This window comes from Ruminiclostridium papyrosolvens DSM 2782 (assembly GCF_029318685.1).
Lineage (GTDB): Bacteria > Bacillota > Clostridia > Acetivibrionales > DSM-1351 > Ruminiclostridium > Ruminiclostridium papyrosolvens.
The window spans coordinates 2,874,770-2,891,469 of record NZ_CP119677.1 but is presented as its reverse complement, the minus strand read 5'-3'; the positions used below and the strand labels follow the sequence as shown (position 1 = coordinate 2,891,469).

Annotated in this window: 14 protein-coding genes; 12 read left to right on the top strand and 2 right to left on the bottom strand. The window is 34.8% G+C overall.

The window, feature by feature from the left end; genetic code table 11:
- The 9 genes from P0092_RS12885 (at window position 1) to P0092_RS12845 (ending at window position 12,122) form a co-directional block, all read left to right on the top strand.
- A complete protein-coding gene (locus P0092_RS12885; protein ID WP_004617735.1) occupies window positions 1-360 on the top strand; it encodes a YxeA family protein in 360 nt (119 codons plus the stop codon).
- Window positions 361-605: 245 nt separating this feature from the next.
- Complete coding sequence (locus tag P0092_RS12880; protein WP_004617737.1) at window positions 606-1,292, top strand: response regulator transcription factor; 687 nt, start codon at window positions 606-608, stop codon at window positions 1,290-1,292.
- Window positions 1,292-2,830 carry a sensor histidine kinase gene (locus P0092_RS12875; RefSeq protein WP_004617738.1) on the top strand — a complete coding sequence of 513 codons (1,539 nt, stop codon included), beginning with the start codon at window positions 1,292-1,294 and terminating at the stop codon, window positions 2,828-2,830. The genes P0092_RS12880 and P0092_RS12875 overlap by 1 nt, the downstream gene beginning before the upstream one ends.
- Window positions 2,831-2,901: 71 nt before the next feature.
- A complete protein-coding gene (locus P0092_RS12870; RefSeq protein ID WP_004617740.1) occupies window positions 2,902-4,470 on the top strand; it encodes a S1C family serine protease in 1,569 nt (522 codons plus the stop codon).
- A 181-nt stretch (window positions 4,471-4,651) separates the two neighbouring features.
- On the top strand, window positions 4,652-6,118 hold the full coding sequence (locus P0092_RS12865; protein WP_004617741.1) for an HD domain-containing phosphohydrolase: 1,467 nt from the start codon (window positions 4,652-4,654) through the stop codon (window positions 6,116-6,118).
- An 18-nt stretch (window positions 6,119-6,136) separates the two neighbouring features.
- Window positions 6,137-7,603, top strand: a complete 1,467-nt coding sequence (locus tag P0092_RS12860) for a glycogen synthase (RefSeq protein WP_004617743.1) — start codon at window positions 6,137-6,139, stop codon at window positions 7,601-7,603.
- Window positions 7,604-7,630: 27 nt separating this feature from the next.
- On the top strand, window positions 7,631-8,263 hold the full coding sequence (gene nth, locus P0092_RS12855; protein ID WP_004617745.1) for an endonuclease III: 633 nt from the start codon (window positions 7,631-7,633) through the stop codon (window positions 8,261-8,263).
- A 34-nt stretch (window positions 8,264-8,297) separates the two neighbouring features.
- Entirely contained in the window at window positions 8,298-10,430 is a 2,133-nt protein-coding gene (locus P0092_RS12850; RefSeq protein WP_004617747.1) for a cell division protein FtsA, read from the top strand.
- 15 nt (window positions 10,431-10,445) lie between these two features.
- A complete protein-coding gene (locus P0092_RS12845) occupies window positions 10,446-12,122 on the top strand; it encodes a sensor domain-containing diguanylate cyclase (RefSeq protein WP_004617749.1) in 1,677 nt (558 codons plus the stop codon).
- Here P0092_RS12845 and P0092_RS12840 read toward each other — a convergent pair.
- Window positions 12,119-12,799, bottom strand: a complete 681-nt coding sequence (locus P0092_RS12840; RefSeq protein WP_004617751.1) for a PsbP-related protein — start codon at window positions 12,797-12,799, stop codon at window positions 12,119-12,121. The two genes, P0092_RS12845 and P0092_RS12840, sit on opposite strands and share 4 nt — an antisense overlap.
- 316 nt (window positions 12,800-13,115) lie before the next feature.
- Window positions 13,116-13,304: a 50S ribosomal protein L28 gene (gene rpmB / locus P0092_RS12835; protein ID WP_004617754.1), complete on the bottom strand. Its 189-nt coding sequence runs from the start codon at window positions 13,302-13,304 to the stop codon at window positions 13,116-13,118.
- Between the two features lie 244 nt (window positions 13,305-13,548).
- On the opposite strand from rpmB, the gene recG reads away from it, so the two are divergent.
- Genes recG through coaD form a run of 3 tightly spaced genes read left to right on the top strand, consistent with a single transcriptional unit; the run spans window position 13,549 to window position 16,700 of the window.
- On the top strand, window positions 13,549-15,621 hold the full coding sequence (gene recG, locus P0092_RS12830) for an ATP-dependent DNA helicase RecG (protein WP_004617756.1): 2,073 nt from the start codon (window positions 13,549-13,551) through the stop codon (window positions 15,619-15,621).
- A gap of 21 nt (window positions 15,622-15,642) precedes the next feature.
- Complete coding sequence (gene rsmD, locus P0092_RS12825; RefSeq protein ID WP_004617758.1) at window positions 15,643-16,197, top strand: 16S rRNA (guanine(966)-N(2))-methyltransferase RsmD; 555 nt, start codon at window positions 15,643-15,645, stop codon at window positions 16,195-16,197.
- Between the two features lie 20 nt (window positions 16,198-16,217).
- Window positions 16,218-16,700, top strand: a complete 483-nt coding sequence (gene coaD, locus P0092_RS12820) for a pantetheine-phosphate adenylyltransferase (protein WP_004617760.1) — start codon at window positions 16,218-16,220, stop codon at window positions 16,698-16,700.

Here is a 16,700-nt window from a genome sequence, read left to right as displayed (position 1 = left end):
GTGAAAACTACGACAAAACTATTAACTATCGGTCTGATTATTATTATTTTAGTTGCATTTTCTATTTTCTTTTTTAATCCGAACCGGCTTACCCCGGAAAACCCGGAAGGGAAAGCCAGCTATTACACTATGATAGTCAACGATGACACAAAATTGAACAGTCAAAAACGCTATGAATATACATTAGATGCTTTCAACAAGAAGGGTGATAAAAAATCTCTTACCTTCACCAGTAGTAAGCAATTGAGAAAAGATGCTTATTTGGAATTGTATGTCGCACCATTTCGTGGTGTTACCTACTGGCAGGAGGTACAGTTTGATGAATTACCTGAACAGGTAAAGAAAAAATATATAAAGTAGAAAAAAGTTGTTTACACCTAATGTTAATAAACGTATTAACTGGGTATATTAAATAATGACAAGCTTTATAAAAGGCAAGTTATCAGTAACTGGGGTAGCTTGTCCTTTTGTTTTGTAAAAAAGAAAGCAATACTGATTTTAATTTTTTGTTAACAATTTAAAAATCTTCACTTTTTTCATAGGGAATTGATATAATTATATTAATTTTATGGAATAAAATTAACGTACAAAGACAAGGAGTACTTATGAGTAGTAAAAGCAAAGTATTAATAGTTGATGATGATAGAAATATATGTGAGTTGATAGGGTTATACCTTGAAAAAGAAGGTTATGAAGTCCTCTATGCTTATAACGGGCTTAATGCTGTTGATACCTTTAAGATACAGACTCCCAGCCTGGTAGTTCTGGATATTATGCTTCCGGGAATTGACGGTTGGCAGGTTTGCAGGGAGATAAGGAAGGTAAGTTCTATACCTATCATTATGTTGACTGCAAAGGGTGAAACCTTTGACAAGGTTCTTGGACTGGAGCTGGGGGCAGATGATTACATGGTTAAACCCTTTGAGCCTAAAGAGCTTGTTGCTAGGGTTAAGGCAGTATTGCGAAGATATGAGCATAAAGAAGTTGATACACTGGAAGTTGCATTCCCAAATCTTATTATTAATAAGAGTAATTATACAATCCGCCTAAAGGGGAATCTGATAGAACTTCCTCCAAAAGAATTGGAGCTCTTGTTTTTTCTGGCCTCAAATCCAAATAAGGTTTTTACAAGAGAGCAGCTACTGGAACATGTATGGGGCTTTGACTTTTATGGAGATTCCAGAACTGTTGACGTACACGTAAAGAGAGTTCGTGAAAAAATAGATTTGGACGGTCAGCCATGGCAGCTAAAAACCGTATGGGGTGTTGGCTATAAGTTTGAGGTGAAATAATGGTCAGGTTAAAAAAGACAATATTTCAGAAGCTCGTAGCCGTTTTTATAGGGCTGCTTGTTTTAAGCTATGTAGTTACAGGTGGATTTTTGTACTACTTTTTGAATGGTTTTGTTACAAAACAGGAGACGGAAACTCTTCTGGAGAGTGCCAGAAATATTAAGGTTTTCTTCGACAATTATTATATGCCCAATAGAAATAATCAGCTGTATAAGGAACTGGTACAGGGAATTTTCAGGCAAACATTGGAAATGTACAGTGTTTCAAGTAATTCTATGATTTGGATTGTTGATAATACAGGTCATGTATTAATCACCGTAACCAGCGATGACCAGATAAATGATGTACTCAAGAAGTATGTGGACGATACGGGATATCCTAAGCTGCCGGATAAAAGACAATATTTAAAGGTTATGAATAATGGAGAAAAATATAACACTGAACGAGGTAACTTTTTCGGATATTTTAGTGATGACGCTTTTAACAAATACGGTAGTTCATGGCTTACTATTCAGCTTCCATTTGAGGTGATTCCCATTAACGGAAAACAGGAGACTATAGCGGCTGTTTACCTGCATACTCCCGTACCTGCAATTCAAAAAGTAAGAACTTCAGTATTCAGCCTGTTTCTTATTTCGGGTGGAGTTGCCATTCTTCTTGCCATTATCCTTGTTTATATATTTTCAATAAGATTTACTCGCCCTCTAAAGCAGATTAATAATGCCGCAAAAATAATTGCTGGAGGAGATTTCCAAAAGAGGATTGTAGTCAGTTCGCAAGATGAAATTGGACAGCTTGCAGACAGTTTTAATCATATGGTTGAAGATTTGCAAAGACTGGAAGAACTTAGAAGAGGGTTCATTGCCAATGTTTCCCATGAACTGCGCACGCCAATGACTTCCATAAGAGGTTTTATCGAAGGTATCCTTGACGGTACTATACCTCCCGAAAGGCAAAAAGGCTACTTAACGATTGTTCGGGATGAAACCAACAGGCTTAACAGATTGGTTAATGATCTTCTGGATTTGGCAAAAATGGAATCCGGTGAGTTAACATTAACAATGAAGCCTTTTGACATAAACGAATTAATAAGAATCTGCGTAATCAAGTTGGAAACTCTCATTACCTCCAAAAATCTGGAAATAGAAGCTAATTTTGAGATTGACAACATGATGGTATCAGCCGACAAAGATTCCATTGAACGGGTTATTATAAATCTATTACACAATGCCGTAAAATTTTCGAATGAAAATGGTAAGATAATAGTTGAAACTGCAAAGAATAAAGACAAGATATACGTTTCAGTTAAGGATAACGGAATTGGAATAGATGGCGATGATAAGAAAAGAATATGGGACAGATTCTATAAATCCGATAAATCAAGAGGAAAGGATAAAACAGGTACCGGTCTTGGTTTAGCAATCGTAAAAAATATAGTAACTGAGCACAAACAGGACATATGGGTGGAAAGTGAGGTAGGAAAAGGAACAAAGTTTACGTTTACACTTGATTACTACAAAAGTTATGTTGAAGATTAACACTTTGTTCATACTTTTTTAAAAATACATCTTTAAAATAAAACTATAGAAAAAGGAAGGGAGACTTCATAATGATTGACGATAGAGACGATAAGATAAATGAAAGTGGTTCAGTTAGTGAACAGCCGAAGAATGATAACGGCACTTATGAAGTAAACAGCAATTCAGAATCACAAGGGTCTGTAAATGAAACTCAGGAGGATAACACAAATAACAGTAGTCAATATGACATAATAAATCCTGTAATTGAAAATAAGGAACCTGTTAATAATACATCCGAAGAAAATACAAATCAAGATACCGTTGTTTCTGATTACAGTTTAAACGCACAAGAAGCACAAACCTTACCACAAGAAGCAATTACGGCTGATTCCGGTGCAGGGGATAGCAATGGGGAAATACAAGGAGTAGCGAGTTCAGCTTATAACAATTATTACAAGGAGAGCTATAAAAAATCAAATACTAAAAAGTCAAACACATGGAAATATGTAGTTGTATCAGCTGTGAGCTGTCTTTCGGGTGCATCACTTGTTGCATTGTTAATGCTTTTTGTTGCTCCGTTAGTACAGCCACATATAAAAGAATACCTAGGAAATAATTTCCCGGGTCTTAAAACCGAAAATGCACAATCAAATAATACCGGAGAATTAAAAAGAGTTGAAATTGTTCAGAACGGAGAATCAGCAGTTACAAGTGTAGCTGAAAAAGTTGGGCCTTCAGTTGTTGGTATAAAAACATCATATCAGAATACCAATGAATTATTCGGTGTTCAGTCTGAAGGCGGAGAAGGTTCTGGGATAATCATAAGCTCCGATGGATATATACTTACAAACCATCACGTTATTGAAGGGGCATTAAATGATAAAACCAGAAGTATCAGAAGTGACGCAAAAATTCAAGTGTTCCTGCCAAACAAAATAGATAAGCCATATTCAGCGACAGTTAAAGGTTACGATTCTAAAACAGATCTTGCTGTTTTGAAAATAAGTGAGACAAATTTACCTGTTATAGAATTCGGTAATTCAGATAGTATCAAAGTTGGAGAACCGGCAATTGCCATAGGTAATCCGGGTGGACTTGAATATATGGGTTCTTTGACATACGGTGTTATTAGCGGATTAAACAGAACTGTCCAGTTAGATGGAGGCAAGAGAATTAGACTTGTTCAGACAGATGCTGCTATAAACCCCGGAAACAGCGGCGGGGCATTGGTGAATATTAAGGGACAGCTTATTGGAGTAAATACAGTTAAGATGGTTGCAACGGGATTTGAAGGACTTGGTTTTGCAATCCCTGTAAATGAGGCAAAAAGAATAGCAGATGAACTGATGACAAAAACCTATATTGCAAAACCTTATCTGGGGATTTCAGTAAATCAACAGTATACAGAAAGTATTGCAAAGGCTAATAAAATGCCTGCAGGTGTATACGTAGCAGATGTTGAACTTTTCGGTGCCGCTGCTAAAGCAGGTATAATGCCTGGCGACGTAATAACTAAATTTAATAATAAAACAGTTAAGTCCTATGATGAGCTTGAGGAAGTTAAGAATAAGATGAAACCCGGAGATATTGTAAAGATTGATATCTTCAGAGATGGAAATACAAAAACTGTTCAGGCGAGATTAGGGGAAACAAAGTAAATTATATAAAAAAGAGAGCTGCCTTGTGAGCAAATTTATTGCTCATTGGGCAGCTTTCTTTTTTGAAAAGTAAAAAAAATTAAGGGAATAAATAAATTGTATTGCTAATAAGTAAAAAAAAATTTACAATTAGTATATAATCTTAGGATTTTTCTGGAATTATAAAATGCTGGAGGCATATATGAACTTAAGCAAATACTATTTACATCTAGTTAAAATAATTATATGCGTTATAGCCTTACCATGCTTTATTTTCGGAATTTATATCAATTCTGAGAAACTGTTGGCTATAACTTGTGGCTTGTGTATTGTTTTTTTAGCGTTCGATATATGTGAATATATTATTATAGATAGAAAAAATCGAAAGAATATTAAAAAATTCGGAATTCTCCGGAAAAATGAGTATCTTCTCAACACAATAGCGGGAAAGAGCTATTTTAAGACTTTAAAACTTCTTGCGGAAAAACAGAATCAGTTGGAAGCTTTAAGTATTACGTCCGAAAAATTTAACTCCACAATTGAGATTGAAAATATAATCAAATATGTATACGATGTATTTAAAAAGTTTACAGGATGCGACAGATGCCTTATTTGCTTCAAAGATGTAAATTCTCAAGATATATATTGTAAATATGAATTGGGTGAAATAGTCTTTGAAGAAGTAGGTAAATATTTTGACGAAGATTCTGTTGTTACACAATGCTTTAATACAAATTCTGTTGTAGTTAAATGCGGAATTGAGATTAAAAGAAGAGGTACATTGGGAGACAAGCTTGTCATACCACTTAACATATCAGATGAGCAGTTAGGTGTCATCTTTCTTGAAACGCGAAATAAATATTCTTTTAAAAGAGTAAACCTTACATTTCTCCAAAGTCTTGCCAATTATGCTGCTGTCGCCATGTACAAGTCTCAGTTAATAAATGATGTTTATATACAGAAGCAGGAAATAGAAGCCCTCTATGAGGAGACAGCGGCTGTTAACGACGATTTGAATTATAATATTGACAATCTCAACAGAACCAAGGATGAACTTCGCCAAAAAAACGAAGAGCTTCAAAGATACTCGGATAGTTTGAATACAGGATATATACAAACGGTTATGTCTTTGGTAAATGCAATCGAGGCAAAGGATGCCTATACAAGCGGACATTGCCAGCGAGTGATGGAAATTTCATGTGAGATTGCTGCCCGTATGAGGCTGGATGAAGATACTATACAGGATTTAAGATATGCGGCTATTTTGCACGATATAGGAAAAATAGGAGTATCTGCTTCAATTCTTAATAAACCTGACAAATTAACTGATTGTGAATATGAAGAAATAAAAAAACATCCTCTCATATCATACAATATACTTAAAAATGTAGAATTCTTAAGAAACGGTTTAAAAGCAATTCTTGAACATCACGAAAAATATAACGGTGGAGGGTATCCTAATGGGCTAAAGGGTGAGGAAATCAGTCTATTAGGAAGAATATTATGTATTGCCGACGCCTTTGATGCTATGACCAGTGACAGAACATACCGAAGGGGTATGACTATGGAATTAGCAATTAACGAAATTGAAAGATGTAAGGGGATTCAGTTTGATCCCAGAATATCTGAGCTTTTTATAAACATGATTAAAGAGCTAATTAACAACTAATATTTTGGAGGTAATGTGGTGAATTTATCTAATAAAAAGTTAAAGGTACTTTTTGTATCAGCAGAAGTTGACCCTTTCGCAAAAACAGGGGGGTTGGCTGATGTTGCTGGTTCTCTGCCAAAGGAACTAACCCTGTTGGGACAGGATGTAAGAGTACTTATGCCCCGATATAAAAGTATAGATACAGAATTAGCTTATGTTGCCGACTTTCCTGTTGAAATGGGGGACAGAAAGGAAACATGTGTAATAAAAGAGAGCAGTATACCTGTTTCAGCCTCACAGGAAGTTAAGGTCTATTTCATAGAAAACTATCATTATTATTATAGAGACGGTATTTATTGTTATCAGGATGATGCACAGAGATTTATAATGCTGTGCAAGGCAGCTCTTGAAATGTTGCCCCATATCGATTTTAAACCCGACATTATTCATTGCAATGACTGGCATACAGGCCCTTTATGCCTGATGCTGAAAGAAAAATATGCAAAACAGGATTTTTATAAGGATATTTCTACGGTTTATACTATTCACAATCTTGAGTATCAGGGAAATTTCGGCGAAGATATATGCGAATATATGAACGTGGAGGAAGATTTCTTTACATATGACAAGGCTGAATTTTATGGGATGTTCAGTTTTATGAAGTGCGGGCTTGTGTATTCAGATAAAATAAATACCGTAAGCAAGCAATATGCACAGGAAATTCTGTCAACTGCCTACGGTGAAAAAATGGAAGGAATACTCAATAACAGAGAGAAAGACCTTTTTGGCATTGTAAATGGAATATCTTATGAAGAGTTTGATCCCGGTAAGAATGAAGATTTATATAAGGTATTTGACTCTAAATGCCCGGAGAATAAGAAGGAAAATAAAAGACAATTCCAGAAAGAGTTTGGTTTAGGGAACAGTGATGCTCCTCTACTGGCGATTGTTACGAGATTGACACACCAGAAGGGGCTGGAACTCATTTTTGGCTGTATTGACAGATTTATAAAAGAAAATGATATACAGTTGGTTGTTCTTGGAATCGGGGATGAGTTTTATCATAAATCATTTAAGGAACTTCAAAGTAAGTACCCCGATAATGTAGCAGTTTTTTTGGAATTCAATCAAAAACTTGCTAAAAAGATTTATGCCTCTGCAGATATGTTCTTAATGCCTTCTCGTTTTGAACCCTGCGGCTTAGGACAGATTATAAGTTTCAGATATGGTACAATTCCGGTAGTAAGGGCTACAGGAGGCCTTGCTGAAACTGTAATAGATTATGATAAGGACAGAAAAAACGGAAATGGGTTCTCTTTTACTGAATTTGATGAAACTGAATTTCAAGATACATTAAATAGAGCAATACATACTTATAGCAAAAAGAGTAAAGAGTGGGAGCAACTGGTTGTAAGGGCGCTGAAAAGTGATTTTTCTTGGAAGAAGCCTTGTATTAAGTACTTAGATTTATATAAAATAGCTATAGATAACAAAAACAGATAACATAATACAAAGAAGGTATATAATTCGATGACTAAAAAGGAAAAGGTTCTGCAAATGATAGAGGTTCTTGATAAGCTTTATCCTGATGCGGAGTGTTCTTTAATGTATGAGAATCCGCTTCAGCTTTTGATTTCTACTCAGCTTGCAGCCCAGTGTACTGATGCCAGAGTAAATATAGTTGCAAAGAATTTATATAAAAAGTATCCTTCGGTTGAGGCATTTGCAAATGCAAATATAAGAGAACTTGAGGAAGATATTAAATCAACGGGATTCTATAGAAATAAGGCAAAAAATATAATCGGGTGTTGTAAGATTATTACTGATAAATATAGTGGAATAATTCCGGATAATATGGAGGAATTACTTGAATTGCCCGGTGTAGGACGAAAGACAGCGAATCTTTACTTATATGAGATACATGGAAAGCAGGGAGTAGTTGTTGACACACATGCAAAAAGGCTTTCAAACAGAACGGGCTTAACAAAGAATGAAGACCCCGAAAAGATTGAATACGATTTGCAGAAAATAATTCCTGAAGATAAATGGGCAGATTTTTGCCATAAATTAGTTTTCCATGGAAGAGCTGTGTGTAACGCAAGAAAACCTGAATGTGAAAAGTGTGAGATAAATCATTTGTGCAGTTATTATACTAAGAAATAGGGGTCACGACTGTTTTTATACATGGGGGTAAGGTATGCCTGGTAAACAGAAGATAACAAAAACTAAAGCAGAAGCATTTAATGAAGAAGATTTGATTTTTGCTCTTGACATTGGAACAAGGACGGTTATAGGTATAGTAGGGCTTTATGAGAAGGAATGCTTCAGGGTTGTTGCGGCTGAGATATGTGAACATAAGAGTCGTGCAATGCTGGATGGACAAATACATGATATTGAGAAGGTTGCGGAAGTAATAACGCAAGTAAAAGAAAGGCTGGAGAAAATACTAGGGGTTACATTGACAAAAGTAGCCATTGCAGCCGCAGGAAGGGTTTTAAAAACAAGTCAGACAAAACTGGAATACGATATAGAACAGGGACGTGAAATTACATCGGAGATTGTAGGGAGTCTGGAAGTTGATGCTATTCAGAATGCGCAATTTAAGCTTGATAATGAAATATCAAACGAAGAAAAAATGACCTTTTATTGTGTGGGATATAGTGTGGTAAACTACTTTCTCAATGGGTATGTTATTTCTTCGCTTGTAGGACACAAGGGAAAGAAAATAGGGGTGGAAGTACTGGCTACCTTCCTGCCTCACGTTGTAGTAGACAGCTTGTACACCGTTATGTCAAAGGTTGGATTGGAGGTAATAAGTCTGACTCTTGAGCCTATAGCTGCGATAAATGTAACTATTCCAAAGGATTTAAGACTTTTGAATCTTGTTCTGGTTGATATAGGTGCCGGAACCTCGGATATTGCACTAACCAGAGACGGCTCTGTGGTGGCGTATGGCATGGTTCCTATTGCCGGAGACGAGATAACCGAAAAAATTGCTCAGGAGTTTTTGGTTGATTTCAATACAGCGGAGAAAATTAAAATATCTATTTCATCTGGTACAGAAATTATAAAATATACAGATATACTAGGAAATAAGTATGAGATTATACATCAAAAGGCTATTGAAATAATAGAACCTACTATTGATTTTTTAGCAGGAAGCATATGCGATAAAATTCTGGAGTTTAATCAAAAGGCTCCCAATGCCGTTTTTTTGATAGGAGGCGGAAGCCAGATACCGGGACTTACAAACAGAATCGCTGAAGGACTGGGGCTTCCTGATAACAGAGTTGCAGTAAGAGGGAGGGATGTAATACAAAACATAAAGACTAAAATTAAAAAGCTAACGGGGCCCGAATCCATTACACCTTTTGGCATAGCTATGATGGCTCACATGCAAAGAGGTCAGGACTTTATGTCTGTCACTGTAAATGAAAATAAAGTAAAGCTGTTCAATTCCAAGAAGCTGAGTGTAGCGGATGCTTTAATATTGGTAGGATATAATCCTGATAAGCTAATTGGCAGAACAGGAAAGTCGTTGAAGTTCACACTTAACGGTAAAGATAAGAATATTAAGGGTGAACATGGAATGGCGGCTGAAATTTTTGTTAACAATGAGCCGGCAAGTCTTGATACCAGAATTAATAATAATGATTCCATATACATAAAACCTTCATACAATGGTATGGACGCTAAAAAAAGTGTAATTGATTATGTAAAACATACGAGAGGACTTACTGTCTATTTGAACGAAGACAGGATAGCGCTTGTACCTTACTGTTCAATTAACGGCCAGACATGCGGTATGGATGCAACTATAAAAAATGGTGATAAGGTTCAAATAGAGGAAATAGTTACACTAAAGGATTTCATATTAAAATTTGAACTCGGTCTTGGAAACAGTTTGTTGAAGGTAAATGGTGAAATCGTCAGTACTGAATACATACTAAAGGACAATGACAGTATAACTGATTCAGAGCTTTTTGAGGAATCGGTTGAGGTAACTGTTCCTGAACAGGGGTTTGAGGAGGAACAAGAGATTTATGAGACTGATGATGTACTGGTAAATAAATTTGAACAGAATTATTTGGAAAACAACAGTGTTCATGTACCCGAAAAGGGGTATGTTATTTATGTAAACGGTGAAAGAATTGAATTGAAAGAAAACAAGCAGTATATTTTTGTAGATATTTTCAACTATATTAATTTTGATTTATCAGTACCTAAAGGAAACATTATATTAAAACTAAATGGAAGTCAGGCAAATTTTACTGATACAATTTCTCCGGGAGACAATATAGAAATTTTTTGGGAGAATATGCAATTGTAATTAGAAAGGAAATATATGAATAAAATACAAAAATATGAAAAGGTTATGATTAACCTTTATTGGGTATTTATTGTATTACTGTTTTCTGCATTGTTTTTCAAGCAGGAACTTTATACTAATGCTAATGTTTATTTTAGTAAAAAAAATTATCTCACTGTATTTATAGTGTCGATTGTGGTTTTGAATATTGTTAAAATTTTATTTGTAAATAATATAAATTTATATTCAGACAAAGCATTTGACGTTTTTAGGTCGATGGAAGTTTTTTTGACGTCTGTGTTTTTATTGCCATTTTCTGATGGGATAGAGTACCTTTCTCTTGTCTTGCCTTTATTTTTTATAAGTATTCGTAAGGGTAAAAAGCTAACTTATCTGTTATTGGGGTTCAGTGCAGTAATCAAGATAGCAAATATATTTGTATTATATGGAATACAAGAACCCTTTGATGCTTCAAAAGTAGTTTTTAGTCTTTTCAGGATTTTCTGTATATATATTTTACTACTTTGTATATTTAGTATAAGTGCTAAAATTTATTCTGAAAACTTAAAAAATGAACAGGAAAATGATAGGTTAATTGATGAATTGGGTGAGAAGTACGAGCAGCTTGCTTCGGCCAAGGATGAAATAAAGAACCAGTATGAAACGCTCAAGGAAACCAACTTTAAGCTTGAAGATACAAATAAGAGGCTTACATCCAGTATTGCAGAGTTTTATACTCTTCAACAAGTGAGTGAGGCCATAGGCTCAATACTAGACATAAACGAGTTACTTAATTTTGTAAATGATGTAATAATAGGTGTAATGGGCGTAAACTTTTCTTCTATATTATTGTTTGACCAGAAGAAAAACAGACTCAAGGTGCAATTCACAAATATTACCAACAAAGAAGAGCTTGCAATTTTAGCTGACAATGTTAATTGTGAACTTCTCCTTGATATATTACAAAATGAAAAGCCATTGATAGAAAACATGGTTGATCCTGATAAATATGATTTTATTCAGACAAGACAAATAGGGTCCTTTATGTGTGTGCCTTTGAGCTTGAAATCCAGAAAATTCGGACTCACTCTCATTGAACACCGAAATAACAATACCTTCAATACCGAAAATTTAAGGCTGCTTACTACCTTGGGAAAACAGGTAAGTATGGCAATTGAAAATGCCGAGCTTTATGCAAACCTACAGGAAATGGCCACAGTTGATGGTTTGACAGGGGTTTACAACCGTGTATACTTCCATGAAAAATTTGAAGCTGAATTTAAGATGGCAGAAGAAAAAGGATATAATTTATCTCTTGTAATTCTTGATATTGACTTTTTCAAGATATTTAATGATACATATGGACACCTCTTTGGTGATGTAGTACTGAAAGAAGTAGCACAAACAGTAAAAAATAACCTGCGGGGGACTGATACCATTGCGAGGTTCGGGGGAGAAGAATTTGTACTTATATTACCTAGGACATCAATACAGCAGGCTCATGAAAAAGTTGAGTTTTTACGTACAAAAATTGCAGGCAATGTAATTAAAGACAATCTTATATCAGCCTCTGTTACTGCAAGTTTTGGAATAGCGTGCTACCCTGAAACATCTTCCAATCAGGTAGGATTAATCAGAGATGCAGACAATGCACTATACAAGGCAAAGGAAAATGGAAGAAATTGTATTATGATTTCTCAAAAAATCGGTTAATTAACTTTAAGAGAAATTACCATTTTCCAAAACATGTCATAGTCTTCTTTGGTGTATTTTCTTTCGGGTATATAAAAACTTATTCTATATAGTCTGGAATCCTTTGAGAGAAATACTTCAAGTGTTTTATAGTTTTCATTAGAACTTTTTACGGTGTACTCCCAAAAATACCCCTTCATTTTATTGACTTCAATCTCTTTGGAATTGAAATTAATAAAATCGGCAAGGGAGTTTTCTTTTGATTCCTCGAGAAATTTACTGAGGTCATAGGGCAGGTTCCAAACTTGAACAAACCCTGTAAAGGTATTGTCACTTTTGTTTTGAAAATCTACATGATATAGTATTTCACTTCCCGGGAAAGCCTGTTGATTCAACTTGAAATTTGAAGGATAGCTAAAATGAAATTTATCTTCAGGTGACTTATAATCAATAAAACTCTTATATTTACTATTGCTTGCCTGAACGTATGGAGCAGAAGCAGGGTCGCTGGCATATACATTTTTTATTGAGAAATCTATGGGGTAAGAAAAAGATATTTGGCTGTTAACTGTTATAGTATAATAAGAGTTTCCATAAAAAAAACTACGAACAAATATAATAATGCCAATAAGAAATATAAAAAATGATATTATAGCTAAAAGCTTATTTCTTTTACTAGTATGGACTAAAGATAACATCTGACCACTCCCTTTGAAAAAATAGCTTATCCGTATATATCTATTCACTATAAATAAAATTTAGACAACTTTTTAGGTTAAGAATTTGCATTTACTATCACGAAAGTACTTTTTGCCGAATATGATATATAGTAAGAGCTATTCAGGGGGAGTGTAATTATGAAGATAGTAGTTTTAAAAATGCCTAAGTTTTTTGGAAACATATTAAAGAAGGTATTTAAAATAGGCTGATTTTACATAAGAAGAAGTAAAAAATGGAAAAATAAAAAAGCGTCTCGTAACGCTTTTTTATTTTTAGAAATTTAACGTAATCAAATTATATAGCTCGGGTAACTTTGTTTGAACGAAGACACCTTGTGCATATGTTAATTGACTTTGGTGTGCCATTATCAATTATCTTTATTTTTCTTACATTAGGTTTCCATGTACGGCTAGTAGCATTTAATGCATGGCTTCGATTGTTTCCAAAAGTAGTTGCTTTACTGCATACTTCACACTTTGCCATATATTACACCTCCTTTAATTATTGGAGAATTTAATTTCTCAAAATTCGGCATCAAGCAATAACTATTTTAACACACAAAAGCCATATACTGCAAGTCTTTTTAAATTAAAATCATATCAATTATAGATGACTAAAGGATACAGGACCATGTACCCTTTTTCAATGTCGAAAAATATGGTACAATTTACTTTACATAGCCGGAAACTTAAAGAAATATTGCTAGTGTACTTACAAAAGAGGTTGTATGAAAAAAATAACTATTAACGATTTGAAGCAAAAATCAATCAGATATATAAAGGGTGTTGGCGAGTCACGGGAATCACTATTTAAAAAACTTGAAATCCATAACTTATTTGATGTCTTAACTTATTACCCAAGAGAATATGAAGACAGAAGCAGCATAAAGAATATAGCTGATCTTCAGAATGGTGTTCCGTGTTCCTTTGAAGGAACTATAGTGTCAAATGTAAGCATAACAAGACCAAAAAGAGGTATGACGGTATCAAGAGTTTCAATTGAGGACAGTACCGGAAAGATTACGGCAATTTGGTTTAATCAGCCATATGTTAAAAATTCTTTAAAACTTGGAGATAACTATATATTTTTCGGAAAAGCAGAAAGAAAATTAAATAAACTGCAAATAGTAAATCCGGTTTTTGAAAAAGCAAGTTCTAAAGACATGAAGAAAAGCCTTAAAATACTTCCTGTTTATTCTTCTACCAAAGATTTGGGACAGAATATTATCAGGTCGGTTGTGTATGAGGCAATAAAGATAATAAATGATATTGAGCTTGAAGACATGATACCTTTATCTGTCAGAGATAAGTTCAAGCTCCCTGACAGAACCTATTCTATAAAGCAAATACATTTTCCGGCTTCTGTCCGGGATATTGAAAGTGCAAGGTTCAGACTGGTTTTTGAAGAACTGTTTATGCTGCAGCTGGGGCTTTTATCATACAAGAGCCTTGCAACAGATACAAGAGTGGGTATAAAATATACTCACATAGACCAAATGGAAGATTTTATTAAATCTTTTCCCTTTGAGCTCACAAATGCACAGAAAAAGGTTTTTGTGGAAGTTGAAAAGGACATGGAAAGTTCTCGTGTAATGAACCGACTTGTGCAGGGGGATGTTGGCTCAGGAAAGACAATGATTGCAGTTCTGGCATTGTTTAAAGCTGTTAAATGTGGTTACCAGGGAGCTTTAATGGTACCAACGGAAATATTGGCTGAACAGCATTTCAAATCCATAAAAAGCTTGTTTGACTGCTTTGGTGTTTCAGTTGAATTACTCTCCAGCAGTCTGACAAAAAAGCAGAAGCAGTTGATAGTAGAAGAATTAAAAGAAGGAAAAACTGATGTAGTTATTGGAACTCATGCACTTATAGAGGATTATGTAGAATTTAAACAGCTGGGGCTTGTTATTACTGATGAACAGCACAGATTTGGAGTTCGCCAAAGAACAATATTGACGGAAAAAGGTCAGAATCCTGATGTTTTGGTTATGACTGCAACTCCGATTCCCAGAACTCTGGCGCTGATTTTATACGGTGATTTGGATATATCAATAATTGATGAGCTTCCGCCAGGCAGAAAACCGATTAAAACATACTCTGTAAATGAAGCTATGAGGGAGAGAATTAATAACTTTGTGAGGGAAAAAGTAAATGAAGGCAGACAGGTATATATTGTTTGCCCGCTTGTAGAAGAATCTGAGGAGATAGAGGCAAAATCAGCAGTAGTTACGGCAGAAGATATAAGCAAAAGTGTATTTCGTGATTTAAACGTAGGAATTATTCATGGAAAAATGAAGTCTTCTGAAAAAGAAGCAATAATGAAGAGCTTTGTTTCCGGTGAAATAAGTATACTTGTATCTACAACTATAATAGAGGTTGGTGTAAATGTACCTAATGCAACAGTCATGATAATAGAAAATGCTGAAAGATTTGGTCTGGCGCAGTTGCATCAGTTGAGGGGGAGAGTAGGCAGAGGAGATGAACAATCCTTCTGTATTTTGTTTAACCAGTCAAACTCAAAGGTTGCAAAAGAAAGAATGAAAATTATGACTCACTCCAACGACGGTTTTGTAATATCAGAGAAGGACTTGGAAATAAGGGGTCCCGGTGAATTTTTTGGTACCAGACAGCACGGGCTACCCGAACTAAAAATAGCAAATTTGTACAAGGACATGGAAATATTAAAGCAGGCTCAGGAGAGTGCAATGGAGATTATTCAGGCTGACCCGGGGCTTATGAAACATAACGAATTAAAGAAACACCTTGCCGCTTATTTTGGGGACAAGGTTACATTATCATAAAAGAAGTCAGGTGTGATTAGTATGCTGAGAGTAATTTCAGGAAGTGCCAAAGGTTTAAAGTTGAGTACTTTGGAAGGAATGAACACAAGGCCCACTACAGACAGGGTAAAAGAGAATTTATTTAATATAATAGCATCGTATATACCCGGCTCAAACATACTGGATTTGTTTGCGGGTAGCGGAAGCCTTGGTATTGAGGCGTTGAGCAGAGGTGCTGAAAGTGCTGTATTTTGCGATCAGAGTGAGCAAAGTACAGAAATTATAACCAGAAATCTGGAGCATACAAAATTAATGGATAAATCAGAGATTTTTTTAGGTGAAGCACAAATAATACTGAAAAAACTCTCCCAACTGAGTAAAAAGTTTGATATAATTTTTTTAGACCCTCCATATAAAAAGGAAATTGTACCGGGTATTTTACAAAATCTTGAAAATTCTGGAGTGTTGGATGAAAAGGTTTTAATATCTGTCGAAACAGATATAGAGGATCAGCTGCCTCAGGAAATAGGTACACTGTGTGTTTCCAGACAGCAGGTTTATGGAAAAACCAAATTAACTTTTTACAAAAGAAAATAAATTTCAAGGATGATAAAAGAATGAACACATTTATATATCCCGGAAGTTTTGATCCTGTTACAAACGGACATTTAGATATAATTGAGAGAGCATCAAAAATTTGTGACAGACTTATTGTTGCAGTATTAATTAATCATAGCAAAAATCCTCTCTTTTCTATTGATGAACGAGTTAACTTATTAAAAAAGGTAGTTAAGGATAATACCAATGTTCAAATTGAATGCTTTTCAGGACTGCTGGTTGACTTTGTAAAGGAAAAAAACGCAAATGTAATAATTAAAGGCTTGCGGGCTGTATCGGATTTTGAGTATGAGCTGCAGATGGCATTGTTGAATAAAAATCAGGCGCCTGACATTGAAACACTTTTTATGATGTCAAGTATAAACTATTCTTTTTTAAGCTCAAGTATGGTAAAAGAGCTTGCGAGACATGGGGGAAATATAAATGGCCTGGTACCTGAATGCATAGAAAAAGACATTATTGATAAATTTAAACTCAAATAA

Excerpts from the sequence above, each read along its gene's own strand:
- P0092_RS12840 (WP_004617751.1), bottom strand. The coding sequence starts at position 12,799 with ATGTTATCTTTAGTCCATACTAGTAAAAGAAATAAGCTTTTAGCTATA.
- rsmD (WP_004617758.1), top strand. The coding sequence starts at position 15,643 with ATGCTGAGAGTAATTTCAGGAAGTGCCAAAGGTTTAAAGTTGAGTACT.
- P0092_RS12845 (WP_004617749.1), top strand. The coding sequence starts at position 10,446 with ATGAATAAAATACAAAAATATGAAAAGGTTATGATTAACCTTTATTGG.
- coaD (WP_004617760.1), top strand. The coding sequence starts at position 16,218 with ATGAACACATTTATATATCCCGGAAGTTTTGATCCTGTTACAAACGGA.
- P0092_RS12875 (WP_004617738.1), top strand. The coding sequence starts at position 1,292 with ATGGTCAGGTTAAAAAAGACAATATTTCAGAAGCTCGTAGCCGTTTTT.
- rpmB (WP_004617754.1), bottom strand. The coding sequence starts at position 13,304 with ATGGCAAAGTGTGAAGTATGCAGTAAAGCAACTACTTTTGGAAACAAT.
- P0092_RS12865 (WP_004617741.1), top strand. The coding sequence starts at position 4,652 with ATGAACTTAAGCAAATACTATTTACATCTAGTTAAAATAATTATATGC.
- nth (WP_004617745.1), top strand. The coding sequence starts at position 7,631 with ATGACTAAAAAGGAAAAGGTTCTGCAAATGATAGAGGTTCTTGATAAG.
- P0092_RS12880 (WP_004617737.1), top strand. The coding sequence starts at position 606 with ATGAGTAGTAAAAGCAAAGTATTAATAGTTGATGATGATAGAAATATA.
- recG (WP_004617756.1), top strand. The coding sequence starts at position 13,549 with ATGAAAAAAATAACTATTAACGATTTGAAGCAAAAATCAATCAGATAT.
- P0092_RS12850 (WP_004617747.1), top strand. The coding sequence starts at position 8,298 with ATGCCTGGTAAACAGAAGATAACAAAAACTAAAGCAGAAGCATTTAAT.
- P0092_RS12870 (WP_004617740.1), top strand. The coding sequence starts at position 2,902 with ATGATTGACGATAGAGACGATAAGATAAATGAAAGTGGTTCAGTTAGT.